The organism is Sporosarcina soli, from assembly GCF_042655805.1.
Classification (GTDB): Bacteria; Bacillota; Bacilli; order Bacillales_A; family Planococcaceae; genus Sporosarcina; species Sporosarcina soli.
In genome coordinates, this window is the sequence record NZ_JBHSNO010000005.1 from 1,492,340 (window position 1) to 1,517,521 (window position 25,182).

25 protein-coding genes are annotated in these 25,182 nt (G+C 43.3%); 8 read left to right on the plus strand and 17 right to left on the minus strand.

Features of this window, described 5'->3' with window-relative positions; all coding sequences use genetic code 11:
* Positions 1–62 precede the first annotated feature (62 nt).
* Both ACFPRA_RS11130 and ACFPRA_RS11135 read right to left on the minus strand, forming a co-directional pair.
* A complete protein-coding gene (locus ACFPRA_RS11130; protein ID WP_381434132.1) occupies positions 63–632 on the minus strand; it encodes an ANTAR domain-containing response regulator in 570 nt (189 codons plus the stop codon).
* The gene (locus ACFPRA_RS11135; protein ID WP_381434134.1) at positions 601–2,085 is read right to left on the minus strand and encodes a sensor histidine kinase; all 1,485 of its coding nucleotides are present in this window, start codon (positions 2,083–2,085) and stop codon (positions 601–603) included. Before ACFPRA_RS11135 ends, ACFPRA_RS11130 begins: the two co-directional genes overlap by 32 nt.
* Before the next feature lie 185 nt (positions 2,086–2,270).
* Here ACFPRA_RS11135 and ACFPRA_RS11140 point away from each other — a divergent pair, with 185 nt between their 5' ends.
* Entirely contained in the window at positions 2,271–3,011 is a 741-nt protein-coding gene (locus ACFPRA_RS11140) for an MBL fold metallo-hydrolase (protein WP_381434137.1), read from the plus strand.
* A gap of 33 nt (positions 3,012–3,044) precedes the next feature.
* Here ACFPRA_RS11140 and ACFPRA_RS11145 read toward each other — a convergent pair whose 3' ends face one another.
* The 10 genes from ACFPRA_RS11145 to ACFPRA_RS11190 form a co-directional block, all read right to left on the minus strand.
* The gene (locus tag ACFPRA_RS11145; RefSeq protein ID WP_381434139.1) at positions 3,045–3,872 is read right to left on the minus strand and encodes a PepSY domain-containing protein; all 828 of its coding nucleotides are present in this window, start codon (positions 3,870–3,872) and stop codon (positions 3,045–3,047) included.
* A gap of 275 nt (positions 3,873–4,147) precedes the next feature.
* Positions 4,148–4,834, minus strand: coding sequence for a PepSY domain-containing protein (locus tag ACFPRA_RS11150; RefSeq protein ID WP_381434142.1), 687 nt, complete (start codon positions 4,832–4,834; stop codon positions 4,148–4,150).
* Positions 4,835–4,890: 56 nt separating this feature from the next.
* Positions 4,891–6,231 carry a sensor histidine kinase gene (locus ACFPRA_RS11155; protein WP_381434144.1) on the minus strand — a complete coding sequence of 447 codons (1,341 nt, stop codon included), beginning with the start codon at positions 6,229–6,231 and terminating at the stop codon, positions 4,891–4,893.
* Positions 6,221–6,922 carry a response regulator transcription factor gene (locus ACFPRA_RS11160; RefSeq protein ID WP_381434147.1) on the minus strand — a complete coding sequence of 234 codons (702 nt, stop codon included), beginning with the start codon at positions 6,920–6,922 and terminating at the stop codon, positions 6,221–6,223. Before ACFPRA_RS11160 ends, ACFPRA_RS11155 begins: the two co-directional genes overlap by 11 nt.
* Before the next feature lie 94 nt (positions 6,923–7,016).
* Entirely contained in the window at positions 7,017–8,654 is a 1,638-nt protein-coding gene (locus ACFPRA_RS11165; RefSeq protein WP_381434149.1) for a M20/M25/M40 family metallo-hydrolase, read from the minus strand.
* Positions 8,655–8,684: 30 nt separating this feature from the next.
* A complete protein-coding gene (locus ACFPRA_RS11170; RefSeq protein ID WP_381434152.1) occupies positions 8,685–9,839 on the minus strand; it encodes an aminotransferase class I/II-fold pyridoxal phosphate-dependent enzyme in 1,155 nt (384 codons plus the stop codon).
* Between the two features lie 29 nt (positions 9,840–9,868).
* Positions 9,869–11,155 carry a TRAP transporter large permease gene (locus tag ACFPRA_RS11175; RefSeq protein ID WP_381434154.1) on the minus strand — a complete coding sequence of 429 codons (1,287 nt, stop codon included), beginning with the start codon at positions 11,153–11,155 and terminating at the stop codon, positions 9,869–9,871.
* The gene (locus tag ACFPRA_RS11180; protein ID WP_381434157.1) at positions 11,152–11,646 is read right to left on the minus strand and encodes a TRAP transporter small permease; all 495 of its coding nucleotides are present in this window, start codon (positions 11,644–11,646) and stop codon (positions 11,152–11,154) included. Before ACFPRA_RS11180 ends, ACFPRA_RS11175 begins: the two co-directional genes overlap by 4 nt.
* A 58-nt stretch (positions 11,647–11,704) precedes the next feature.
* Positions 11,705–12,715, minus strand: coding sequence for a TRAP transporter substrate-binding protein (locus tag ACFPRA_RS11185; RefSeq protein ID WP_381434159.1), 1,011 nt, complete (start codon positions 12,713–12,715; stop codon positions 11,705–11,707).
* Positions 12,712–13,380 carry a GntR family transcriptional regulator gene (locus ACFPRA_RS11190; protein WP_381434161.1) on the minus strand — a complete coding sequence of 223 codons (669 nt, stop codon included), beginning with the start codon at positions 13,378–13,380 and terminating at the stop codon, positions 12,712–12,714. Before ACFPRA_RS11190 ends, ACFPRA_RS11185 begins: the two co-directional genes overlap by 4 nt.
* A gap of 253 nt (positions 13,381–13,633) precedes the next feature.
* On the opposite strand from ACFPRA_RS11190, the gene ACFPRA_RS11195 reads away from it, so the two are divergent.
* Entirely contained in the window at positions 13,634–14,989 is a 1,356-nt protein-coding gene (locus tag ACFPRA_RS11195; RefSeq protein ID WP_381434164.1) for an FAD-binding oxidoreductase, read from the plus strand.
* A gap of 47 nt (positions 14,990–15,036) precedes the next feature.
* On the opposite strand, the gene ACFPRA_RS11200 is transcribed toward ACFPRA_RS11195, so the two are convergent.
* Together ACFPRA_RS11200 and ACFPRA_RS11205 are read right to left on the minus strand one after the other, a co-directional pair.
* The gene (locus tag ACFPRA_RS11200; protein WP_381434166.1) at positions 15,037–15,864 is read right to left on the minus strand and encodes an undecaprenyl-diphosphate phosphatase; all 828 of its coding nucleotides are present in this window, start codon (positions 15,862–15,864) and stop codon (positions 15,037–15,039) included.
* A gap of 6 nt (positions 15,865–15,870) precedes the next feature.
* On the minus strand, positions 15,871–16,482 hold the full coding sequence (locus ACFPRA_RS11205) for a DedA family protein (protein WP_381434169.1): 612 nt from the start codon (positions 16,480–16,482) through the stop codon (positions 15,871–15,873).
* Positions 16,483–17,033: 551 nt separating this feature from the next.
* Here ACFPRA_RS11205 and ACFPRA_RS11210 point away from each other — a divergent pair.
* The 5 genes from ACFPRA_RS11210 (at position 17,034) to ACFPRA_RS11230 (ending at position 20,492) form a co-directional block, all read left to right on the plus strand.
* The gene (locus ACFPRA_RS11210) at positions 17,034–17,384 is read left to right on the plus strand and encodes a lmo0954 family membrane protein (RefSeq protein ID WP_381434171.1); all 351 of its coding nucleotides are present in this window, start codon (positions 17,034–17,036) and stop codon (positions 17,382–17,384) included.
* 16 nt (positions 17,385–17,400) lie between these two features.
* Entirely contained in the window at positions 17,401–18,060 is a 660-nt protein-coding gene (locus ACFPRA_RS11215; RefSeq protein WP_381434174.1) for a PspA/IM30 family protein, read from the plus strand.
* A gap of 80 nt (positions 18,061–18,140) precedes the next feature.
* Positions 18,141–18,842 carry a cell wall-active antibiotics response protein LiaF gene (gene liaF / locus ACFPRA_RS11220; protein ID WP_381434176.1) on the plus strand — a complete coding sequence of 234 codons (702 nt, stop codon included), beginning with the start codon at positions 18,141–18,143 and terminating at the stop codon, positions 18,840–18,842.
* Positions 18,839–19,885, plus strand: a complete 1,047-nt coding sequence (locus tag ACFPRA_RS11225; RefSeq protein ID WP_381434178.1) for a sensor histidine kinase — start codon at positions 18,839–18,841, stop codon at positions 19,883–19,885. The genes liaF and ACFPRA_RS11225 overlap by 4 nt, the downstream gene beginning before the upstream one ends.
* Positions 19,860–20,492: a response regulator transcription factor gene (locus tag ACFPRA_RS11230; protein WP_381434181.1), complete on the plus strand. Its 633-nt coding sequence runs from the start codon at positions 19,860–19,862 to the stop codon at positions 20,490–20,492. Before ACFPRA_RS11225 ends, ACFPRA_RS11230 begins: the two co-directional genes overlap by 26 nt.
* Before the next feature lie 512 nt (positions 20,493–21,004).
* On the opposite strand, the gene ACFPRA_RS11235 is transcribed toward ACFPRA_RS11230, so the two are convergent.
* Positions 21,005–21,478: a DinB family protein gene (locus ACFPRA_RS11235; RefSeq protein ID WP_381434872.1), complete on the minus strand. Its 474-nt coding sequence runs from the start codon at positions 21,476–21,478 to the stop codon at positions 21,005–21,007.
* Positions 21,479–21,562: 84 nt separating this feature from the next.
* Positions 21,563–21,892 (minus strand): hypothetical protein, encoded by a 330-nt coding sequence (locus ACFPRA_RS11240; RefSeq protein ID WP_381434183.1) that lies wholly within the window; start codon positions 21,890–21,892, stop codon positions 21,563–21,565.
* Positions 21,893–22,086: 194 nt separating this feature from the next.
* On the opposite strand from ACFPRA_RS11240, the gene ACFPRA_RS11245 reads away from it, so the two are divergent.
* Positions 22,087–22,737, plus strand: coding sequence for a CPBP family intramembrane glutamic endopeptidase (locus ACFPRA_RS11245; protein ID WP_381434186.1), 651 nt, complete (start codon positions 22,087–22,089; stop codon positions 22,735–22,737).
* A 169-nt stretch (positions 22,738–22,906) separates the two neighbouring features.
* On the opposite strand, the gene ACFPRA_RS11250 is transcribed toward ACFPRA_RS11245, so the two are convergent.
* On the minus strand, positions 22,907–25,180 hold the full coding sequence (locus ACFPRA_RS11250; RefSeq protein ID WP_381434188.1) for a sensor histidine kinase: 2,274 nt from the start codon (positions 25,178–25,180) through the stop codon (positions 22,907–22,909).
* Positions 25,181–25,182: the final 2 nt, after the last annotated feature.

The following is a 25,182-nucleotide window of genomic DNA, read 5'->3' on the forward strand; positions in this document are numbered from 1 at the left end:
TTCAAAAAAACACAAAAAACGCTTAAAGAAACCTTCTCTTTAAGCGCCTTTGCTTGTCCTATTTACTTGTAAGTGGAAGTGATTTCTTTTGCAACCGACTCCATTGTCAGCTGTCTCGACATGCTTGCATCTCTCATCTTTTTGAAAGCCTGCTGTTCCGTGAGTTGCTCGTGTTGCATTAGAATGCCTTTTGCCCGCTCAATCAACTTTCTCTTTTCAACTTCTTTCTTCGCAACCGCAATTTCATTTTTCAGCTTCTTCGCTTTGTTCGCTTGATGTAACGCGATTTCAACCGCCGGAATCAGATTCGATTCTGAAATCGGTTTGACCAAATAGCCCACAACATTGTCTTGTTGCGCTTTCTCAACGAACTCTTTCTGACTATAGGCGGTAATGATCAGAATTGGCAAATCCAACTGACTCGCAATAATTTGACTCGCTTGAAGTCCGTTGAGTTTCGGCATCTTAATATCCATCAATATAAGATCGGGCTTATACTTGAACGCAAGTTCCACTGCACGATCTCCATCCCCGGCTTCCCCGACGACTTCGTAGCCATGGTCTTCCAACATCATTCTAATATCCATGCGGATGATGGACTCATCCTCCGCTATCAATATCTTCTTTCTCATAGAATATACTAACCTCCGGACTTACTGGAAACGTAATCACCGCATGTGTTCCTCTGTCTTCCGGTAAATAACGAAATTCACCATTCAAATCATTGACGACTAAATTATGCACGATTTCCAATCCAAGTGAGGATTTCGGCTTCTTTATCCCAACACCGTTGTCGGAAATATGAAGTTCCAAAAAATCTTGCGTCGAATAGAATATTACACTAATTTCGCCTGCCATATCTGCAGGAAAAGCATGTTTAATCGAATTCTGAACAAGCTCGTTGACGATCAGCGCGATTGAAACCGCTTTCCTTGACGATGTTAATATTTTATTGCCATTTGGCCGAATAATCAAGTTAACTTTTTTATGTAGCTCATTCAATACCATCGTGGAACAAATTTTCTCCGTCAATTCAATAAGATTGACATCATCATCATCCGCATTTTCTTTTGCCAAAATCAATTCATAAACAGAAGCGATGCTCGATATCCGATTTAAAGTGTCTTCAAAATAGGATTTACTCTCCTCAGAAACACCTTTTCTCATTTGCAGCCTTACTAGACTGGCTACCGTTTGAAGATTGTTTTTCACACGATGATGGATTTCTTGAATGACGACAGACTTCATCTTGAGCTCTTTTTCCTTTGTCCGCAATTCCGTAATGTCTTGAATAATGAGCAATGTCCCAGTTAGCCTATCCTTTTTCCGCAGTCTCACTTTTTTTACAATCAAGTTTTTACGATCCACGGTCAAGTCAAAGACAAAAACATCTTCAGGCTGGTCATAAACCGTTTTAAGAAAGGGTAGTAAATCGATGATGTTCATATTTCGGATTTCTTCAGTCCGACTCATTTCAGTAATAAATTTCACGCCAACGGGATTGGCATAGATCAGCTTATCCTCATCATCCGTTAATAAGAAAATTTCCATCAATAAATTGGAAATCGCCGGCATTTCATCATTTTTATCGCCCAGTACATATTCGATGGACTCTTGACCAAACAAAGGAGGTTGTCGTTCATCCTGATAAACAACTGGTACGTCCACTTTCTTTTCTTGGATGAGTACACCAATCACTTGCTGCATAGCGTTCTTAATCGGAACTACGTTTTGCTCCACCGTATGTCCTTCTTGTGTGACGGCATGGCGGATCTGCGATTTCTTCCCTTTTCGAAAACTATAGAAAACACCCGGTTCAAATGTATCGAACACGATTTTTCCAACTACCGAATTTTCATAAACTGAATCGTTGGATTTTGGAAAGGCTTCGGCAACGACAATGGCGTATTCGCTATCTTTGATCTGACAATCTATGAACATATAGGAATCTGTCAAGTCTGCGTGCATTTGTAAGGAGCTGGCTACATGTTTCAATAGCTGTACTTCCGCGTCTGTTAAATCCGTGTGTAAGGCACAAAGTTTCTCTAGCTTAGAATCAGTCGATAAAATCTCCCATTCCTCCAAGTCTGGATTGCCCAAAATTATTATTCAAATTATTCGAATGTATTATAAGATTTATTCTCTAGAAGGTCAATCTTCTTTTTCCTGGCCTCTTTTCATTTATTTACATTATTCACCTATTCCTTTCAAAACTTTTGAATTCCCCAATTTCGCGGTACACTGGAAGCAATGAAGGAGGCGTTTCATAGATGAAAATCATACCCCTCGGCATTTGGGGCGGTTATCCGAAAGCGAACAGTGCGACCTCTTCGTTTTTAATCGAACATGAAGGCTTCCATTGTCTGATTGATTGTGGCAGCGGAGTCCTTTCATCCTTGCAAAATTATTTGCCGTTAGAAAAATTGGATGCGGTCGTCATCAGTCATTATCACGCAGATCATATCGCGGATGTCGGCAGTTTACAGTATAGCCGGCTGATCCAATACTATCTCGGCAAGCCGGCTCCTGCGTTACCGATTTACGGACATCGGCAAGATGAAGAAAACTTCGCGAAACTATCGTACAAAGAACAGACGGTAGGTGTAGGCATTTCAGAAGACGACGTCGTCCAAATCGGACCGTTTGAAGTATCTTTCTGTCAAACGATCCATCCTGTCTATTGCTTGGCAATGAAATTCAAAGTGAACGATCGATCGGTCGTCTTGACGGCAGATACGGAGTGGCGGGATGAGCTGGTGGACTTCGCACGCGGGGCTGATCTGTTAATTAGTGAAGCGAACTTGTACGAAGAACATGTCGGCAAAGCACCTGGACATATGGGAGGCAGCGAAGCGGGAAGATTGGCCGAACTAGCTGGAGCAAAGCAGCTTGTACTCACTCATTTGCCTTTGCATGGAAATATCAATGAAATTCTTGCAGCTGCTGCCAGTACATTCAACGGACCTGTCGAGCTTGCAGAGGTTGGAAAATCATACACGATTTCTCCATAACAAAAAGGGCTGCCTAAGGCAGCCCTTTACACATCAGTCATCATAACGATCGTCTTTTTCGAATTTCAATACTTCACCTGTGAAGGCATCGATTTCGAAGTCATATTCATACGTACCATCCTCGATTTCGATTTCATACACTTGGCGATCGTCATCATCGTCTAATTCAAAGTCTGTGACAGTTCCTTTTGCTTGTTTCATGGCAATTGCGATCGCTTGCTCTTTCGTTAGCATCGCTTGTTTTGTACCAGCGACTTTGCTTGTAGTCGCTTGTTTGTTCACTTTTTTATCATCGTCATCGCGGTCTTTTTCGAATTCGAGAATTTTACCGGTAACAGCATCAATTTCGAAATCATATTCATACGTGCCATCTTTGAATTCGATATCATAGTGTTGACGTCCGTCGTCACTATCCAATTCGACTTTGGTAACCGTGCCGTTCGCTTTTTTCTTAGCAATTGCAATCGCTTGATCTGACGTTAAAAGTTTCGCATCTGCCACACGCGGTTTAGTGGATTCATCCACTTTTAATGTGTTCGTTGCAGTCGCTTGTTGTGCACTACGCTTATCTGTCGATTGGGAATCGAGCACGATTTTCCCCGTTTTTGCGTCAATGTCCAAATCGTATTCGATACCGTTCGATTTCACTTCTACATCATACACATAGCCCGATTTCTTTTGCTCAAGTTCGATTTCTGTCACTTTCCCACCATATTGTTGAAGCGCTAAATCTTTTGCTTCTTGCAAGGTCATAAGTCCTTCCATCGCACTCACTTTGTCCGTTGGCGTGTCATTTGCCAAAGCTACTCCACCTATTGCTACTGCTCCCGCCAATGCAGGAATGAACATCCATTTTTTCATGTTTGAATTCCTCCTTTTCTTATTATCTTCATCATACGACTTCATTCTGAGAAGAGAGGGAGAGGATTATTAGAAATTGATGAGAGAATATCAATTACGCCTCGGCGTAATTATGAATCGAACAGCGTAGGGTTCGATTTGCCGTAATTTCTGCGTTTTTTGCAGAAATTACGGCACTTTCAAGACGCAAGGAATTGGACTCTCTCTGATTGAAATGTATTCCGGCATTCATCCGACCATTTTGGCGGTGGAAGACTATTGCTGATTCAAGTCAATTAATCTTCCCATGTTACATTCATGATTTTCCCAGTAATAGCATGAATTTGATAAACCGCCCCATCGCCCCGTTTGTCATTGTCATCGTCGACTTCAATCTCGACTAAATAGTAACCGCCGTCGCTTTTTGGGACAAATTCAACGTCGTCCACTTCACCTTTCAATTGGGCAAGCGCAATTTTGATCGCTTGATTTTTTGAAATCAAAACCGTCTTATCTTCCTTTTTAGAAGGAACCGGCTTTTTTTCCTGCACTTTTGAAGATGGTGTTTCCACTTTGCTTCTATCCGGCTCCGACTTCACTTCCTTCGGTGGTGTCACAGAAGGTTCCTTTTCCTTGACTGGCTGTTCAACAACCTTCTCATCCGGAGCAGCTTCCTTTTCCCCAGCCGATGCAAGCGGTGTTTTTTCTTTCGTCTGGAAAAGAGATAGTACCTTCCCCGTCTCCGCATCCACCTCTGCTAAGTAAACCGCATTGCTTCTAGACAGTTCCACTTCATACATAGAACCTTTCAAAGAAAGTCGTTCCACTTTCCCTTCGTACATGTCTTCGAGCTGGTTGCGGATTTCATCTTCCGGTAACGTCTCCGCTTTGGAAACCAATTGTTTTGTATAATAATTGCCGATAATTAGAATCAGGATCGTTAACACGATTGGGATAAACCAAGGTTTTTTTATCATTTTCATCTGGTCTCACTCCTCTAATCCAGCATACGCCACCAACATTAAAAAACGATGAGAAATCAATTTTTCGGAATCAAAATACGGATTGTCGTACCCATGCCGACAATGCTTTCGATTTTCAACTCTGCGCCCAACCCTTCCGCGATTTCCTTAGCAATGGCAAGTCCCAATCCCGTCCCGCCGGTTTTCCGATTCCGATCTTTATCGATACGATAAAAGCGATCAAAAATATGCGGCAAATGTTCCTCGGCAATGCCATTGCCAAAATCCATCACGGAGATCTCTGTACTATCCTCATGTGCTTGGATAATGGTCTTAATGTCCCCATCGCTGTATTTCCGTGCATTATCCAGCAAGATGAACAGCAACTGTTTTAGTCGGTTTTCATCCGTCATTGCCTTGACTGGTGGGCTGCCTTCCAAACTGAAATTCCGTGCATAAGCATGCCGCATTGGCTGAATCACTTGCTCTACCAATGAATGGATTTCTATTTCCGAGAACTCGAATGTCAACGGTCCGTTGCTTTTTGCAAGCTCCAACATTTGAGCAATCATCTCTTTCATACGGACAGATTCGCTGATGATGGCATTTACCGCCTCCTCTGCAACAGCACGATTGTCAAACCCTTGACGGGAAAGAAGACGGGAATAGCTTTCAATGACAGTAAGAGGTGTTTTCAATTCATGGGATGCATTTGAAACGAACTGTTCTTGTTTTTTGTAGTTTTGTTCCAGTTGTTCCATCATATCGTTGAATGTCCGCCCCATTTGTGCCAGCTCATCCTTCCCTTCCACAGATACATTGATTTTTTCGTATGTTCCTGATTTTTGACTTTCCGACATCGTCTTCGTCAATTTTTCAATCGGCTGCGTGACGATTCGCCCCAATGTGATGCTGGACGCCGTAATCGGTATCATGGCGACTACCGTTACACCAAACAGGATCAGCTTCAGCAGCTGCATACTCCTTTCTAACTCTTCCAACACTTGCACCATTTCAACTTGCACAACTTCTCCATTTGTCCAAATGGCAGGTACACGGATGGACATTGTCTGCGTACCATTGAAATCCCCGATTGTATAACGCTCTTTCGGATTGATGTCAAATTTCTCCTTTTCCAATTCAGGTACGGACGACTTCACTTTCTGCTTGCCTTTTTCATCGACGATCTGAATGACCCCGTTCGATGGGAGATACGCCCTTACTATTGTTCTGGCATCCATTTGCTCGGTCATTTTACTAAGGGACGTCGTGAGTTCTTTAGACCGTATTAACAATTGGTTATATTCTGTCTGGTGTCCCATCTTTTCGAATAGAAAATAAATACCAACATTCGTTAGCGTAAGGATGATGAGCATGAGAAGTGTTGAAAATAGATGAATCTTCGTTTTAAGCTTCATGGACAGGTTCCTTCAACACATAGCCGACCCCGCGCACCGTTTGGATCAATGATTTTTTATCGCCATTATCGATTTTTTTCCGAACATAACGGATATATACATCGACGACATTCGTATCGCCGTAATAATCAAATCCCCACACTGCATCCAACAATTGTTCACGGGATAGCACTTGGTTCGGGTGTTTCAACAAATGGAGGAGAAGATCATACTCTCGTGGCGTCAGTTCAACCGACACCCCATCCCGTTTCACTTCCCGCGTTTGCTCATGGATAGACAATCCGGCAAACTCATGGAGATACTCGTCTTTCTCTGGTACTTTTGGTGCTGAAAACCGCAGCGCTGTACGGATTCTGGCAAGCAATTCCTCTATTTCAAACGGTTTCGTCACATAATCATTGGCACCAATGTCCAATCCGGTCACTTTATCCTCCACATCCCCTTTTGCCGTCAATAAGATGACAGGCGTGCTCGCTTCGGTCGCCCGGATTCTACGCAGAACGTCAAAGCCGTTCAAACCAGGCAACATGAGGTCAAGAAGGACGAGATCCCATTTTTGCTCGCGGTATTTGATCAGTCCATCTGGCCCTGTATGGGCAACACCCGTTTCATACCCTTCAAACTCCAGCTCTAGCTGGAGTACACGTGCAATATTTTCTTCATCTTCAACGATTAAAATCTTATTTTTCATTTGGTTCACCTGCCGCTTTTTCTTTCATCTTAACAGAGTTATACAAAAAACGGAGACCTTCGCAAATTTAGAAGGTCTCCTTGCTCCATTATCATTAGTCTACCATTGCAGGTCGATTTCGATTCTTCACAAACATATTTTTCATCAATGTTTCCAACATGACCGGCATTTCGACGAATGCGCTGTCGACATGCAAGCGCTCTGTCCGCTGGTGTGCATCTTTCCCAAAAGGGCCTACGTTCAGCACAGGCGCTTTCAGCTGGGCCATCTCTTCAAAAGGAATGCTATACGTGGCGCCCCAAACTGGCGTATTGTTTTCAAATGCAAGCCAGCCGTTTGCATCGTCTTCGTAGTTCACATAGCTTAAATCGCAAATGCCATTGAAATAATGGATCTGCTCAACGGTGTTATCAAATGTTTTCGCCACTTCCTTCATCAATTCAATGGACTTTTGCACAAGCGGGTCACCCGACGAGTTGATAGCCGGGTAATAAGGAGGTGCGTAAAGCAGGACTGTCGCTGGCGCAAGTTCTTGACACTGAATCATTAAGTTATCGACAATACGCAGCGATTTTTCGCGATCATCCCACGCATCGTTTTGCAGTGCTTCTTGTTTCCAACGCTCCACCTCTGCATGACCCAATTTTTGAACGGCATGCTCAAGTAGCTGTTCATAACGCAATACTTTGACATCCCCCACCCCCTTCACCTGTTCCCTATCACAAATAGCTCTGTAATGTTCATTGCAAGCGGCCATCGCTTCCGTCGCCACCTGTTCGAACAGATCCATCACTTCCGTCGCATTGCGCTTCAGCAAAAAGACATTGTAAAGTGCCACTGCACGATAAGGTGTCTGCGTAGAATATTGCAATTTCAAATCCTTTTGTTGCAATGAAACCGGCAATGGTGTACTTTCACCGAGGTCTGTCTCTCGAAAAAGCTCATTCCATTCAATCCGTTGTGTCAAGAATGAAGCGATATAATTCGCCGTCATGCCTTTCATCGGTTCACCGACATGCGTTTCTTTTCCATAAAATAAGGCAGCAGGCATAATTTTTCCAACGGTACCTGAGTAAACGTATTCTTTAATATCTGCTGGATTTTGTGAAAATGACGGTTCACTATTGAAAAATAATTTATAGGTCAAATCATGTTCATCACGGAGACGGACGAGTTCCGTCACGGCTGCACGCATGCCTGCCGAATTCACTTCTTCATCTGGTACCGTCGTCAAGACAAGGTTGATCGGCCACTGTTCGATACTTGCCTTTTCGATGAGCTGCATATGAAGAGCAAGCCCCATTTTCATATCCATCGTACCCCGACCAAATAAATATTTTCCTGTCTCGAGATCAATCCGTGCATCCTCTGGAAGATCCTTCTTAAAAGCGGGCTCCATCAGCTTTTTCGTTAGTTCCTCCGGATGACATGCAAGCGGCTCAAGCACCCCATATTCCTCCGTCCATACCGTATCAAAATGGCTGATGAGCACAACTGTCTCTGTCGCTTGCGGATGCTTATACAAAGCCGTGACAAGCTTTCTACCCAAACCAGCATCATGCAATTCCAAGTGACTCGGATGAACCTGAAAATAATCCAACGCTTTCAGCTTCTCAATAACTTTCAGCGCAAATGTACGCTCCCCTTCCGTTAATGTACGACTATCCCAGCTGACGAGTTCGCATAAAAGCGAACGAAGTTTATCCGGTGTCCCCCATAGATAGCTTCCCATTCCAACTCCTCCTCTACCATCAAAAATACTCTATAATCTTTGTAAAAACTTTTCTAAACGATCCATTCCTTTTTCCAGTACAGGCATTGCATATGCATAAGAGATCCGCAAATAACCTTCCCCGTATTCTGTGAAGGCACTTCCCGGAACGGCAGCAACCCCGCCTTCCTCAAGTAGCTTCGTCGCAAAGCTGAATGAGTCGATACCATATTTTTTAATGGACGGAAAGATATAGAAGGCACCATTTGGCTTAACGACATCCAAGCCCATCCCTCTCAATCGATCATAAACAAAATCACGTCTCTTCATGTATTCCACATTCATCTCCGTAGGAGTATGTCGACACTCATTCAATGCGACGATTCCTGCATGCTGACTTGGAACAGAAGCACAGACCGAATTATATAAATGGACTTTCAACACAGTCTCCATGAAATTGGCTGGTCCTAATACGTATCCAATACGCCACCCTGTCATCGAATGCGACTTCGATAGACCATGAATCAGGAAAAGACGATTCCGCAATACTTCATACTGTGCAAAAGAAACATGCTCTCCGGAAAATGTGTTTTCGCTATATATTTCATCGGAGATGATAAATAACTGATACTTTTCGAGAACCGCTACCAGTTCGTTCATCCGCTCTTTTTCAATTGTCACGCCCGTCGGATTGGATGGAAAATTGAACAAGATTGCTTTTGTTTTAGATGTTATTAGTGATTCAAGTCTTTCTGGTGATGGACGGAATTCCGTATCCGTCGTATCGAGATAGACAACTTTCGCTCCACATATGTTGATAATCGGCTCATAACCGAGATAGAGCGGCGTCGGCAGAATAACTTCATCACCGGGTGATAAAATTGTCCGGAAGACGGAGTCGATTCCTTCACTTGCACCGTTTGTAATGACAATTTCGTTTTCGGCTTCATAGCTAAATCCATACTTCCAATTAAAAAAAGAAGAGACTGCCTGTCTTAATTCAAGTAAGCCTGCGTTATGGGAATATCCCGTCTGATTGTTTTCAATCGCTTTTATACCCGCTAGTTTTACAGCTTCCGGCGTCGAAAAATCCGGTTGTCCGATTGTTAGATTAACAGCATCGGGAAAATGGATAAGCTTGTTTGAGAATTGACGGATTCCCGGAACTTGTAACATTTCCACATGTTCATTAATAGTTAATTTCATTCGTATTCACCTTTCAACAGTCATTGTGCTTATTTCCCAAGAAGATTTGGCAGCCATAAAGAAAGCGCCGGAATATATGTGATGACGAGTAAACAGATGATCATTGAAAGTAAGAATGGAAGGACTGAAACAACAATTTTTTCAAACCTTACATTCCCTACACTGGAAGCAACAAATAGATTGACACCTAACGGCGGTGTAATAAAACCAATCGCCAAGTTAGCTACCAAAATGACCCCAAAATGGACTGGGTCTACTCCAACTGCCATAACAACTGGCAAAAGTATAGGAGTCAAAATAACTAGTGCTGAAATCGTATCTATAAACATACCAACGATTAAAAGCAACAGGTTTATTGCAAGCAATATCACAAAAGGATTGCTAGAAAAGTCCGTTAAAAATGCTGCGATTTGATTGGGAACTTGTTCAAGTGTCATGAAGTATGCAAATGAAACAGATAAGCCAATAATGATCATCGTTGTCGCATTGATAACTACAGCCTCACGGAAAGACTTAAAGGAATCCTCCCATGTTAGTTCTTTGTATACGAATTTCCCTACAATAAATGCATAAACAACTGCAACGACTGCTGCTTCTGTCGGCGAGAAAATACCGCCGTAAATTCCACCCAATATGATAACAGGTATGAGTAAAGCCCATTTAGCATCATTCGTCGCTTTCAATACATCCATAAATTTAAATACTTCAGTTTCGGATGGTTTATATCCCCGTTTGTTGGCGATGAAATATGCTGTAATCATCAATCCGATTCCAATCAATATTCCAGGTATAATTCCCGCAAGAAACATGTTACCAACTGAAACACCACCAATAACGCCATACAAAACGAACGGAATACTCGGTGGAATAATTACACCGATCGATCCAGCTGACGCCGAGATAGCTGCAGCAAATCCACCATCATATTTACGCGCAACCATCGCCGGGATCATGAAACCACCAATTGCAGCAACCGTTGCAGGACCAGATCCGGAGATAGCTGCAAAGAACATACATGCAACAATTGTCACCATCGCTAACCCGCCCGTCATCCATCCAACTAGTGTGGTCGCTAGATCGAGCAAACGTTTGGAAACACCGCCTTTTCCCATTAAAATTCCTGCAAGCATAAAGAACGGAATTGCTAGTAAGGGAAATGAATCGAGAGACGTAAATGCTTTCTGTGTAATGATAGAAAGTGGAAGCGTTGAACCGAAGTAAATTGCTACAAGTGATGAGACCCCCAAGGAAATTGCGATTGGAACACCAATCAGCAAACAAACAAACAGCGTTATGAACAGTAAGGCAATTGTCATGCGATGATTTCCTCACTTTCTTGCTTGTCGTAATTCCCTCGCCAAACCGCCACGATTTGTTGGATAAGTCTGAAGGCCATTCCAGCACCACCTAAAGGTAACGCAATGAATGGAATCCACATTGGAATTTGAAGAGCAGGTGAAACTTGACCATTCTGTAAGCTTGCCAATACAAGTTGTGTACCAAATACCGCCAAAAATAATGCAATGACAAACCAAATGATAATACCAATAGTTTCTAATATTTTTCGAGGTACCCCTTTAAATAATTCGATAAAAGCCTCAATCCTAATATGTTGACGAAATTTAACCGCATAACTCGCCCCAATCCATACTTGGAAAATATGTATGTAGCGCGCCAATTCCTCTGTCCAACTAGGTGTTGAACCCAAAATATAACGACCGATCACTTGTCCAAATATTAAAATGACCATAATCACTAATGTTGCGACAAGTACACTTTCCTCAAATCGGTTAAACTTTTTCCCCATACATCCCACTCCCTTTCAGAAAGGAAGGACCAAGGGTTTCCCCTTGGCTCCGCTCCCGTTATTGATTTGCCGCTTTTGCCTGCTCTACCAGGTCTTCACCGATTTCAGCAGTGAACTTGTCATAAACTACTTTTGCCGCCTCACGGAATGCATCCTTTTGCTCAGGTGTTATTTCATTCACCTTCATGCCATTCTCTTTTAACTTCTCCAAGAACTCTACGTCTTGCCCTTGTGCAATTTCACGCTGTTCTGTCCGATATTCTTCCGAAGCTTCAGTAACTAACGCTTGCAAGTCTTCAGGTAATTGATTGTAGAAGTCATTATTCATGAGCAGTATAGTAGCTGCATATACATGTCCAGTTAGCGTCAAGTACTCTTGTACCTCGTAAAACTTGTTCGTGTAATAAAGGGAGATAGGAGCCTCCATAGCATCGTAAGTGCCTTGTTGCAACGCTGTATACAACTCTCCGAAAGCAAATGGAGATGCGTTTGCTCCGAATGATTTAAATGTATCGGTGTGGACCGGATTCTCCAATGTTCTGAACTTCATACCTTTCAAATCATCAGGTGAAGTAATTGCACCTTTGTGATTTGACATATGCCGGAAACCATTTTCTGCAAACACCAATCCTTTCAAACTATTTTTCTGAAGATCCTCCAATAGACTTTCTCCAAGCTCACCGTCAAGCGCTTTATATGCCGCTTCATGATCATTAAAAATAAACGGAAGATCAAAGACCATAAACTTCTTATTGAACGAAGCAAGCGGTGCCACTGCTGGAATTGTCATTTCCAAATTCCCGAGCTGGACAGCCTCAATTGCTTCCCGGTCAGAACCGAATAAAGCACCATTTGGGTAAATTTCCACTTTTAGTCGACCATTTGATTCCTTTTCGAGTTTTTCTTTAAATGTGAGTGCTGCCAAATGTGAGGATTGTTCTTCAGGAACTAAGTGGGCAATCCGAATGGTATACACTGTATCCTCTCCATTTGTACTATCTGCAGATGGCCGTCCACATGCCACCAAAATCAATACGGTAATCGATAATAATACGAGTAACTTCTTCATTGTTCTTCCTCCCTTTTAAAGTAAACTAAAAATCGGTCTTCTACTTTTTTCAAATGCACCATCATTTCTTTCTTAGAAAGCTCCAAATCTTTACTCTTGATTGCTTCAATAATCCGTAAATGCTCGTTATACGCTTCGATGGCGCTCATCTCCACCGTATTGGATAAGATTAGAAATGCCCGATTGATGCCCGTGTTCATTTGGTGAATTAACTGCTTAATTTTCTTATTTCTGTTTTGTGAAGCTAGGATGAGATGGAATTCCCGATCGTAGTTCATAAAGCCCTGAAAATCATTATTTGAAATCGCTTTCATTTGTTCTTTCAAATTACCCTCTAATTCCTTAATGAGTAACCCATCATCTTTTAAAACAATATTTTCAATGTTATAAATTTCGAGAACTCGACGTAACTCCAAGTATTCTAAAGAATCCTCTTTGGTAAAAGTAGCAACAGTCGCCGGTTTACCTTTGTTTAAATCGATCAAACCTTCCATCGCAAGTTTTCGGATGGCCTCTCTTAAAGGCGTACGACTCACCCCCAAATCATTTGCCAGTTTTTCTTCCGTCAGTTCCGTCTTCGGCGCAAGCTTTCCTGAAATGATCGATTTTTTTAACAATGAATAGGCTTGCTCTGCTAACGAAGTAGGCTTAATGACCTTCTCCATTTAACCACCTCCCCATGTATATCATCCTATTAAAAACTCTTTGTATACTGTATACTGTAACAATATATATTAAATTTGGATTTTTGTAAATAGTAGTTTTCTAAATAATTAGACCGGCGAGTGATAGGCTACTAACCCCTATTTCAATTAGCATTGCAAAATGATAAGAATAGGTGATATATTTTGTAATATCAATCTACTAGGTTAGAATCTACACATCTAAATTCCAAAACCATACGAGGAGCTGAACATATTGTTTATTTCTGAATTAAAAAAACGGCTGGGAACTGACAAAGTCACTCAAAATGAAACCGAATTATATCGTCATAGTAAAGATGAATCACCACATCCCCCCGTTGAACCGGATGTCGTCTGTTTTCCCGAAAATACGGAAGATGTCGTTACTATTGTGGAAATCGCAGATCAGTTCGGAGTCAACGTCACGCCATATGGTGCAGGTTCGGGTCTTGAAGGACAGGCAATTCCAATTAACAAAGGCATTTCCATCGATTTCGAACGAATGAACAAAGTGCTCGATTTCTCGCCTGAAGATTTGACAGTCACCGTTCAACCGGGGATCACCCGCATGCAGTTGAATGATCTGATCAATAAACACGGACTCCAATTCCCGATTGATCCGGGTGCAGATGCTTCCGTCGGCGGTATGGTCGCCAACAATGCCAGCGGAACAACTGCCGTGAAATACGGTTCGATGCGTGATCAACTATTAAATCTCGAAATTGTATTGGCCAACGGAAAAGTGATCCGAACAGGCACGAGAGCGAAAAAATCATCGTCTGGCTATAATTTGACCGGATTGTTTACAGGTTCAGAAGGAACGCTTGGCATTGTGACGGAGATTACTTTACGACTCCATGGCATCCCGGAACACATCATTGCTGCACGCTGTACATTTGACGAAATCGAAACATGTGCCGCTGCTGCAACAATGATCTTACAAAGCGGCATCCCGGTTTTACGCATGGAGCTTGTAGATGCTCAAAGTATTGCAACGGTCAATGCTTACGGAGATTATGATATACCGGTAGCCCACTCACTATTTTTTGAATTTGCCGGAACAAAAGGCGGTACAGAGGAAGAAGCCGCGACAGCCGAAGAACTGATGCGTGAACTCGGATGCAATGGCTGGGAAACAGCTGGCACGTCGAAAGAACGCGCGCAACTTTGGAAAGCCCGTCATGAAATGTCCTACGCGTACAGCCATACAGAGGGAGTTGTCGTTGCAGGCGGGGATGTTTGCGTTCCGATTTCCAAATTGCCTGAAATGGTCCATTTAGCGCGTGAATTGACCGACGCAAGCGGTTTGAAAAGTGGTGTGTTCGGCCATGTCGGCGATGGGAATTTCCACACCATCATCGCATTTGACCCGAACAATCCTGAAGAAAGAGCAAGAGCGGAACAAGCAAACGAAGCACTGGCCCGACGCGCCATCGAAGTAGGCGGCAGTTGCACAGGAGAGCACGGCGTCGGATTAGGGAAACGCCAATTGCAACAAGCCGAACACGGAGAGGCTTTAGAAATCATGAAGCAAATGAAACAAATGCTCGATCCTAAAAACCTATTCAATCCAGGGAAGATTTTCCCGTAATGGATAAAAAAACGACTCCTACGCAAATGTGTAAGAGTCGTTGTTTCTTATAAGAATACAATTACTGCTAAGACGGCAGCCAAAACCAGTCGGTAAATTGCAAATGGCATCAGTTTGATGCGTGAAATCAGCTTCAGGAAGAAGCGGATCGAAATCAAAGAAAACACGAACGCACCAACGAATCCAACAATATAGAACGATAAGTCATCCATGGATAAATGCTCCCAGTTTTTCAGTACAGACACAAGACTCGCACCCGCCATGATCGGAACCGCCATGATGAATGTGAAATCAGCAGCAGTCTTATGATTCATCCCGAACAAGACGCCCCCTGAAATCGTTGCACCCGAACGCGAGAAGCCAGGCCATAAAGACAAACATTGCACAAGGCCGACTGCGAAAGCCTGCCGATATGTAATTTGATCCAATGTGTTAACCCATGACTTTTTCGGACCGAATTTATCCGCAATAATCATCAAAATCGATCCTGCCACTAATGCAAAAATCACTGTTTGCACACCCGATAATTCTTCATCGATAAAGTCCTTGAGCACAAATCCAATAATAACCGCCGGCAGCATCCCGACAATCACATGCAATAAATTAAAGCTTTTATTCGCTTGCTGCCCATCGATCTTGTGCAGTCCTACCAAACTGAACAACCTTTTCCAAAAGACGATGACAACCGCTAAAATCGACCCTAATTGAATAACGATTTTAAAGGTGAATGCCGAACGATCGCCAAGAAACTCCGTTGTCTTCAACCACATATCATCGACAATGATCAAATGACCCGTCGAAGATACAGGTGCAAACTCCGTCATCCCTTCCACAAAGCCAAGTATCAACGCTTTCAATAACTCAAATAATTCCATTAGCCGTTACACTCTCTTTCTGCGGAAGCGAATATACCAAATACATGCCGCTATACCGCTCAGTCCTATAATCACATACGCAATGTTCGAGTAAATATCCATATAGCCGACGATGGATTCCCAATTATCGCCGACCGCTGCTCCAACCGTAACAAGTGCCGCATTCCAGATGAGACTCCCGATCGTTGTGAGCAATAGAAAAAGTGGGAAATTCATATTTGACATTCCTGCCGGAATCGAAATCAGACTCCGGATTAACGGAACAAGGCGACAAAACAACACCGTCCAAGGGCCATATTTGTCAAACCATGCATCTGCACGATGGATATCTTTCCGGGTCAAACGCAAAATCTTCCCCCATCGATCCACGATTTTCTCCAGACGCTTTACGTCGAGCAGTAGTCCGATACTATACAGGATCATTGCTCCAAGCACCGAACCAGCAGTCGCCGCAATGATGACACCTGTTCGCGTCATATCCGAGAGCGAGGTCATATATCCTCCAAAAGTCAAAATGACTTCTGACGGAATCGGTGGAAACACATTCTCAACCATGATTAAAAAAAACACACCAAAATAGCCGAATCGGCTCATAAATTCGATAATCCAATTTTCCACGCTATCCCTCCGTCATCCTCAACTTTACTAAATACGAAAACTAGATGCAAATTGAATGTGGAACTAATAGAGACGCTTCTATAAATGACGAAGTTTCCTAACTATCCATTATTTTACGCAAGCTTGAGGTTGAATATGACGTAGCTCCATGTGAACAACTATACACATGTTGATAGACTCAAAAACTTTCTGGTGGATAACTTTGTTTTTAAAAGAAGTTATCCTCAAGTGCAAGTGGATAACTTGATTGATTTGTTGATAATTTCTGAAAATTGACTGTTTTTATCCACAATCAGCGTATTTTAGCTGTTTATAAAATTAGTTATCCACAGCCCTATGCCGCTTCGTAATTATTCACAGATTGAACTTGAAGCTCGCAAACTAGCACAATTTCTTTAAGTATACACACGCGGATCACATTCAATGAACCGTTTCCTAAAGTGCTTAGACGAACTCGGTCTCAAGTCTTAGATGGAAATCCGTTCTGCGCCTGTTTGGACAAGTCGAAAATCATTATAAGATTAAGCTACAAACGAAAGGAGGAACAACATATGAAAAAATTTGGTCTTCTCTCACTGGGAATTGTAGCGGGGATTGTCGCTGTTTCAAATCTCGGATCGCTTCTTGGACTCGCCATTTCAGCCTTGATCGCTTACGCAGGTTTCCATTACTACAGAAAAAGCGATTCCACATTCGTAAAAATCTTTTGGGGAATCGTGCTTGTCATCGGATTGTTGACAGCCATTTCAAATGTACCCGCGTTCATCGGTATCCTTGCTTTAGCGGGTGTGTACTACGCTTGGCGTAAATGGAAAGGTACAGAGAATAGCAACGTCATCCAAGCCGAATCAGATGATCCATTCGTAAACTTCGAACGTCAGTGGAACGAACTTACAAAATAATAAGGAGGAAATGATGATGAACTCACTTTGGAACCGATTTAAATATTCTGTACAGGCGGATCTTCATACATTATTCGATAAAAAGGAAAGTAAAAACCCGATTGCCATGTTGAATCAATACATTCGCGAAGCGGAAAAACAAACAGAGTCGATTGGGAAACTGCTTGAACGTCAAAGCAAACTAAAAGCCGAAATGCAAAAAGAATTGACAGAATCAGAAAAAATGGCAGACAAACGCCGCCAGCAACTTGAACTTGCACAAGCGGCGGGTGAAGAAGACTTGATCACTTTTGCCGAAGAAGAAATTGCAGCTTACGACACACGCGCTGCCGAACTTTCCGAAAGTATTATGGAAACGGCCTACGAATTGATTTCGTTGGAACGTAAATTCGAGGAAATGAAACATAAAGTGAAAGATATGAAAGTCCGACAACTGCAATTGATGGGCAAAGAGAATGTCACACGTGCCCATCGCCGGATGGACAAAGTCATCTCCCCTGAAAATGCGGACAGCAACATCGCGTCTTTCGGAGAAATGAAAAAGTACATTGAAAACCTCGGTGGAAAGATCGATCGGGAGTACGAAATCTCTTCCATGGAACGCAGGCTCGATGCACTTGAAAAAGTAGAAGAGACGGAATCAAAAACATCCGCAAAAGATGCTGAAATTGTGTAAACTATAAGAGGAAGGCGGATGCCTTCCTCTTAACCTGTTGACCAATGCCAAGTCAGACATCAAGAAGGGAGAATGATCAGTTGACACGCATCGATACAAGTAAAATTACCTTTTGGGGCTTCACTTTCCTTTTGCTCATTTTCATCGAAGCGGCCTTCTTCCATAACGGCAACATCGTTTTCGTCCTTCTTGGTGGCGGACTCGTCTATTATGGTTCACGGAAACGGGCGAAATGGACCGTCATCCTCGGACTGTTTTTCATCGCACTCGCACTTTTCACGTTATGGAGTTTACGTTTGCTCATCTTCATTGTGCTCGTGTACGTTCTTATTAAGTTATGGAAAGGCACCCCTTCGGCAGAGATCATGCGACCACTGAAAGAGTTTCAACGTGAAACGCCGAATGGCATTTGGAAAAACAAATTATTTTCCGTCCAATCCTCCCCTTTTTCATCTTACGAATGGGAAGATGTCCATATCCAAGGTTTTTTCGGGGATATTCATATCGATGTGACGGATACGGTGCTGCCGAAAGGGACTTCCCTCATTTCCGTCCGGCAAGGCATCGGAAAAATCAAGATCGACTTGCCTTATGAGATACCCGTTCGCATCCATTACACGACATTGATCGGCGATGTGAAGTTATTCGGGATTCATCGAAAACGGCTCATTAACGAAAGCCTTCATATAAAGGATAGTTACGAAGGAAAAACGGATGACTCACCTGAGCTGATCATCACTCTTGCCACATGGGGTGGAGATGTCGAGGTGAACCGCAAATGAAATCCATTATTGCACGCGGGTTAACTTTATCTTTGCTCTTTACGGGCATTGCAGCCGTTTATATTTATTTCCTCCTTGACTTGCCTTTGCAGGAGACTTGGTATGCATTTTATGACATGCAATTTGCGGAAGTCCCTCTCGGGTGGTGGATTTTGAACACTACTCTCCTACTCGGCTGGGGCATTGCCATTTGGACCGGTTCGCTCGGCCGTTCGAAGGAAAAAGCGATCGAGCAAAGGTTAGTCGATTTAATCGACACAGAAAAAGAAATAGAAGTAAGAAAAAAATTCACCCCCCGGCTAGACCGGGCCATCGATACAGTATCGAATGTTATCGTCACACAGCGAAAAAGTTTACAGCGCATTACGGATGAACGGGCAGAAGCGCAAGACCGCATGATCCAGGAACGGATCGTACAAGAACGGCAACGATTGGCCCGCGAATTGCATGATTCCGTTTCCCAACAGCTATTCGCTGCATCCATGCTACTCTCGGCGGTCAACGAACAGGCCAAAGACAAAGAGCAGCAAAAACCGTTACTCCAAGTCGAACGGATGGTTCAACAAGCGCAACTGGAAATGCGCGCCTTGCTGTTGCATTTGCGACCTGCCGCTTTGAATAACAAGTCACTTGCGCAAGGATTGGAAGAACTGTTAGCTGAATTACGGGAAAAAGTGTTGTTCGATATCCGTTTCCGCTTGGAAGAAGTGACATTATCAAAAGGTGCGGAAGATCATTTATTCCGTATCGCACAAGAGACATTATCCAATACACTTCGCCACGCCCAAGCGACACAAGTGGATGTATTGTTCGTCGAACGTGATGGCCTGGCGATTCTTCGCGTTCAAGATAACGGCGTCGGCTTTAAAGAAAGCGATGGAAAAGGCGGATCGTACGGATTGCAAAACGTCAAAGAACGGGCGATTGAAATCGGCGGGACATGTAAAATCGTATCGGTCCCTTCACAAGGGACGATTGTAGAAGTGAAACTACCTACACGGAAAGGAGGAGAATCAATTGATCAAAATCCTATTAGTGGATGACCATGAAATGGTGCGAATCGGCGTGTCCGCTTATTTGCAAACACAGCCGGATATGGAGGTAGTCGGTGAGGCAGTCAATGGCCGTGAAGCGATCGGAAAAGCGCTGGATTTGCGGCCGGATATCATTTTGATGGATATGGTCATGCCGGAAATGAACGGTGCCGAAGCAACAGCCGCGATTATCAAAGAATGGCCGGAAGCCAAAATCGTCATCGTCACTAGTTTTCTGGACGATGACAAAGTATATCCCGCTCTCGAAGCCGGTGCCATCAGCTACATATTGAAAACATCCAACGCCAAGCGGATTGCAGAAGCGATTCGGGAAACCGTGAAAGGACAAACAGTACTGGAGCCCGAAGTGACGACGAAAATGATGCAAAAAATGCGTGCGGGCACGGAGCGCCTTCCGCATGATGACTTAACGGAACGCGAACTTGAAATCTTGCTCCTTCTAGCCGAAGGAAAATCCAATCAAGAAATCGCAGACGACTTGTTCATCGCGCTCAAAACAGTGAAAACACACGTCAGCAACCTGTTATCGAAACTTGAAGTGCAAGACCGGACACAAGCGGTTATTTATGCGTTCAAGCATGATTTGGCGGAATGACAATCAATTACGCCTCGGCGTAATTGCGTCCAGATTTTGAATCGAGCTTGCTCGATTCAAAATCTGTGACATCCGCCGGAGGCTTTATCTTCGTTCAGCGGGCGTTTGAACACCCGCTGAACAAGAAACAAAACCGCATTCATCTCGACACCTATAGAGGTGGGAGTCTTCTGCTGAATGAAGATAAACAAAAGCAAAGTGAAAAACAATAAAAAGCCGTCTACAATCGAATCCATCCGATTGTAGACGACTTTTTATTTAATCAATTACGCCTCGGCGTAATTACGTCCGGATTTTGAATTGCGAATAGAACAACGAAGGGTTCGATTTGCCTTAATTTCTGCGTTTTGCAGAAATTAAGGCACTTAGATAAGCGCAATTAACTCCTTTCAAAATCTGTGACATCCGCCAGAGACTTAACCTGAAGCAGCAGGGAGTTCGGTCTCCCTCTGATTGAAATTCCCGCCACTTATGGAAGTCGGGGACTTCTGCTGAATCAAGTTAATACGAATTTATCTCCCTACTACACGATTCAAGCCTTGAATTAACCCAGCGTGTACCCCTTCGTGCCATACAATAAATTGTACAACAGCATCCAATGTTTCCATCGTATGAATGTTTCCGATCTGGACAGGTTCCACTAATGTCTGATCCAGTTTCCCTTCAAGGAAATCGGCAATCCGTTCAGGTTGTGCCTTCAATGCTGTTAGAAGCTCTTCATTCGAAGGCGGTTCACCTTCCCATTTAGATGGGCTGGATCCCGTAACGAAAAGTGGAATCCATTCTGGGTTCACAGGATTGTATTCAGGTACTGCTTTTTGAAGGAGCCCTTCCATCGATACGAAAATATGACCTGCGTTCCAACGAATCGTGTTGCTAAATCCTTCCGGTTGCGCATCCCATTTTCCTTCTGGTGACTTTTGTAGCTGACCTAATGTGGCCATACGTGCAAAACGTAATTGCTTTAAAGTAGCGATCTCTATCAGTCCTTTCTATAAGTCTCCCTTTTACTGTATCGCAATTATCAGAAATAGGAAAGCGACCGCTCCACAGAGGGGGTCGCTGTTCAGTTAAGCCCTAGGTTTAAAAGGATCCTCATTCGGTTTTACCTCGTTCCACTTATCATGTGATAACTGATTGAATTGGCGTTCATATTCCTTTCGATCGCCGTAAGGAAAGCGTTCGCCTGGTTTCAGACTATTGTAGCCGGTGTCTGGTTTGTTCGCACCGTAAGCGGACTGAATGTGTACCCCCGCTTTTTCTTGCGCATTTTTTTGGAAGATATCTGAAGTATTCGAATCGGAAGGATCTGCAAGGGGGAGCTCGTCTGGATTGGTAACCCCTGGAACTTTTGGTTCAAGATCGTCTTTGTTTGGATACTTTCCGTCAGATTTCGTCATGTGTAATACCCCCTTCTTCTGTTGTATGGTTTTGCTTATCGCAAAAAATACTATTTGAAAGAATTATAGCACAACTCAGTCATTCATCCTAGTATTCTACCCCCTTTTAACAGAAACTTCACAAAACTTTCAAATTCGGTGAAACCGAACTTCTTCCATTAGCGTCCCATTTTACAGGAAGCGGAGGGATTTTCTTGAGAACATTTATCGGTGTTTTAGCTACAATTGCCAGCATCGCTATTTTAATTTGGATTGAACAAGTGCTCGAAGTGGCTTACATCTTGAAAACAATGGCAAAAGCGATTCTTTTCTTGCTCATCCCATTCCTTTTGTTCAGAAAAAACGGTTTCCCGTTTTTCCGCTTGCGTCAGACCGATCGTAAAAGCATGAACATCGCTATCGTTTCCGGAATTGCGATCATGGGGATGATCGTTGCTACTTTCATCATCCTAAAGCCGTTCATCGACATTGATGCGCTTCTCGATGACCTTGCCGATGCAGGCGTGACATCTATAGTATTCCCGTTTGTCGGATTCTATATCCTTTTTGGCAATTCTCTTTTGGAAGAGTTTTTCTTCCGCGGCTTATTGCCAAGTTTTTTGGATAGGCCTATGTTGCGTCTCTTGTTGCCTTCCTTCTTTTTTGCGATTTACCATATCGCCATTTTTCTACCTTGGTTTAGTACGCCCATCCTCTTGCTTGCTGTTGTGGGCCTTTGGATTGGCGGTATTATTTTTCAACTGGTCAATGAACGAAGCGGAACCATTTTGCCGTCCTGGATCATCCATATGTTTGCGGATGTAGGTGTTTTAATCGTTGGCGTATACATGATTTACTTCTATTGAAAAAAGCTGCACGCATTTACGTACAGCTTTTTCCTTATTGTCCAGCCTCCAGCGCCTAGCCCCTCGGGTCGCTTCAGTCTTGCCGATAAAGGCAAAGAACGCCTTTCCCTTCAAGACTTCCAGCGCTTTTCGGGGCTAAACAGGCGCTTCCACTTTTCTTTTTTATCTATCAAATCGCCGCCACGACGACCGTCACTTTGAATAAATCCCCATCCACTTCGATTTTCATATTCCCATTATGCATATCGACAATCGATTGGGCGATCGCAAGCCCTAGACCCGAACCATCCGTATGACGGGAAGTATCTGCCCGTTTGAACCGTTCAAACAATTCATCAGTATTGTCCCCGAGTTCATATTTCGTAATATTTTTCACGACAAACTCGGCGGTATCGCCCACTTTTCGAAGCGTGATGTAAACGCGTGTACCCTGCAACGTATACTTGATGGAATTGACGATGAGATTATCGAGTACCCGCCACCATCTTTGCCCATCGACATACGCAATGAGCGGGGAATCCGAGCTATTCACCCTGAAATCCAAACCTGACTTCGAGATTTCTTCCTCATGTTCCGCAAGTGCTTGTTGGAGCAATTGGGTTAAATCGACACGCTGTTTATGCAATTCCAAGTTGCCACTCGCCATTTTTGAGACTTCAAACAAATCCTCGATCAATGTCTTCAAACGCTGGGATTTCTTATCAAGAATGTCGACGTATTTTGAACGTTCCTCAGACGACAGCTCTTCATTTTTCAATAAATCCGTATACGTAATGATCGACGTCAATGGTGTCCGAAGATCATGGCTCACATTTGTAATGAGCTCTGTTTTCAACCGTTCGCTTTTCGCTTGTTCGGTCATTGAAACACGGACTCCTTCACGAAGATTATTCAAGTTTTTCGCATGTTCCGCGAGAGGAGATTTCCCTACCACTTTGATGTCTTCATTCAGACGTCCATTTGCCATCGCTTCCGTCGCAACCAAAATACGGTTTAAATACGCGGCACGTTTCACAAAAATATAAAGTGCCGGCAAGCCGAGGAACAACACACAAAATGTATAAATGACAACGAAGAAAGGATCGAGAAACATACCGACAAATCCGATGCCGGCAAGGAAAAAGCCGATTAGCAGAATGAATGTCTGAGCACCCATCTTGCGATTCAAGAACATTCCCTGCAATGCTTTTAAAAACTTCACACTGTAACTATCCCTAATTTCCTGTTCCAATGTTTCTACATTTTTCAAACGCTCCACGAGTAAAACCAATTGAAACACCGTCGCCCATAGGAGGAATACTAAAGCGACAAATGATAGGAGCAAGAACAGCCCGTTTTCGATACTGTACTGAAAAAAGAACCAAGTATAACGATGAAGAATCGTAAAGGTGAACCCCCAAACGATCATAGCTGAAAGGATTAACAACGCCACTTTCAAATCCAACTTCAGCCGATCATAGCGTGAGGCAAAGCTACTCTTTGTCACCCACTCCTTTTTAAAACGCATGATGGATGCTAACGCAAGTAGCGCAAGAAGGCCAAGCCCTCCAAGAGTATAAATTCCAAGCAATCGGCGATTATACTGGTCCACATTTCTGCCTAGCTGCCCTTCCTTCATTGCGCTCTTCGGCACAATGACAGTTCCCTCAAATCTCTTTACAGCTTGCGGCTGACCCGATTCCAAGGCCATAAAGAGTGAATGGTTTGGAGTGGTTGCTACAGTCACTTCTTGGTTGCTAAATACCGAATCGCCCCACTCGTAGACACTCTCCGATGGATAGCTGTCATAATCGAAGTCATTAATCGGATATGGAGTTGCTCGCAAATAACCTTCCTTTTTATTGAAGGTCTTTTTATAGCCTGCCGCTACGCTTATATCCCCAGTCTTAAACGTCTCCCCCGATTGAATATCCGTCAATTCGTACGCCACAGGAAAATACAATTGTTCCTTCGCGCTTCGAATGTGGTCCTTCCACTCTTGCTCTAGTTGCCGCTCTTTATCGGCACGGATTTTAGCCTCTACATGTGCGTCTGACTCAAAGTTTTTGCGAATATCGGTGATTTTGGCATCGCGTTCTTCCACCAATGTCTTTTTCAGATTTTCTTTTTTCGCAGCTTCCGCATCGGCTATCCGCTCTGCATATTGCTCTTCAATATTGTCGACTTGCTCAGAAAGCGTGCCATAATATGTGCGATGCTCTTCAATTTCAGAACTCGTCACAATAATATTCTTTTTCGCCGCCTCTAGGTCAACCGGGTTTAAAATAGCTGTGCTGAAATTTGTATAAAAGTTCTCCATTTCCTGTTGAAAATCATCCGACTCGACATAGCTTTTCCCTACATAGCGGTAGTTGCCATTTTCCACAAATGATTGCAATGCCATTAATACGATAACGACTAATGAAGCCCATATCAAATAAGGTATGCTTGTATTCCTTTTCACCG

Bases quoted from the DNA above. Each gene is read 5' to 3' on its own strand.
- ACFPRA_RS11130 (WP_381434132.1), bottom strand. From the start codon at position 632: ATGAGAAAGAAGATATTGATAGCGGAGGATGAGTCCATCATCCGCATG.
- ACFPRA_RS11225 (WP_381434178.1), top strand. From the start codon at position 18,839: ATGAAATCCATTATTGCACGCGGGTTAACTTTATCTTTGCTCTTTACG.
- ACFPRA_RS11200 (WP_381434166.1), bottom strand. From the start codon at position 15,864: ATGGAATTATTTGAGTTATTGAAAGCGTTGATACTTGGCTTTGTGGAA.
- ACFPRA_RS11160 (WP_381434147.1), bottom strand. From the start codon at position 6,922: ATGAAAAATAAGATTTTAATCGTTGAAGATGAAGAAAATATTGCACGT.
- ACFPRA_RS11175 (WP_381434154.1), bottom strand. From the start codon at position 11,155: ATGACAATTGCCTTACTGTTCATAACGCTGTTTGTTTGTTTGCTGATT.
- ACFPRA_RS11145 (WP_381434139.1), bottom strand. From the start codon at position 3,872: ATGAAAAAATGGATGTTCATTCCTGCATTGGCGGGAGCAGTAGCAATA.
- ACFPRA_RS11180 (WP_381434157.1), bottom strand. From the start codon at position 11,646: ATGGGGAAAAAGTTTAACCGATTTGAGGAAAGTGTACTTGTCGCAACA.
- ACFPRA_RS11210 (WP_381434171.1), top strand. From the start codon at position 17,034: ATGAAAAAATTTGGTCTTCTCTCACTGGGAATTGTAGCGGGGATTGTC.
- ACFPRA_RS11240 (WP_381434183.1), bottom strand. From the start codon at position 21,892: ATGACGAAATCTGACGGAAAGTATCCAAACAAAGACGATCTTGAACCA.
- ACFPRA_RS11150 (WP_381434142.1), bottom strand. From the start codon at position 4,834: ATGAAAATGATAAAAAAACCTTGGTTTATCCCAATCGTGTTAACGATC.
- ACFPRA_RS11140 (WP_381434137.1), top strand. From the start codon at position 2,271: ATGAAAATCATACCCCTCGGCATTTGGGGCGGTTATCCGAAAGCGAAC.
- ACFPRA_RS11185 (WP_381434159.1), bottom strand. From the start codon at position 12,715: ATGAAGAAGTTACTCGTATTATTATCGATTACCGTATTGATTTTGGTG.
- ACFPRA_RS11155 (WP_381434144.1), bottom strand. From the start codon at position 6,231: ATGAAGCTTAAAACGAAGATTCATCTATTTTCAACACTTCTCATGCTC.
- ACFPRA_RS11190 (WP_381434161.1), bottom strand. From the start codon at position 13,380: ATGGAGAAGGTCATTAAGCCTACTTCGTTAGCAGAGCAAGCCTATTCA.
- ACFPRA_RS11170 (WP_381434152.1), bottom strand. From the start codon at position 9,839: ATGAAATTAACTATTAATGAACATGTGGAAATGTTACAAGTTCCGGGA.
- ACFPRA_RS11215 (WP_381434174.1), top strand. From the start codon at position 17,401: ATGAACTCACTTTGGAACCGATTTAAATATTCTGTACAGGCGGATCTT.
- ACFPRA_RS11165 (WP_381434149.1), bottom strand. From the start codon at position 8,654: ATGGGAAGCTATCTATGGGGGACACCGGATAAACTTCGTTCGCTTTTA.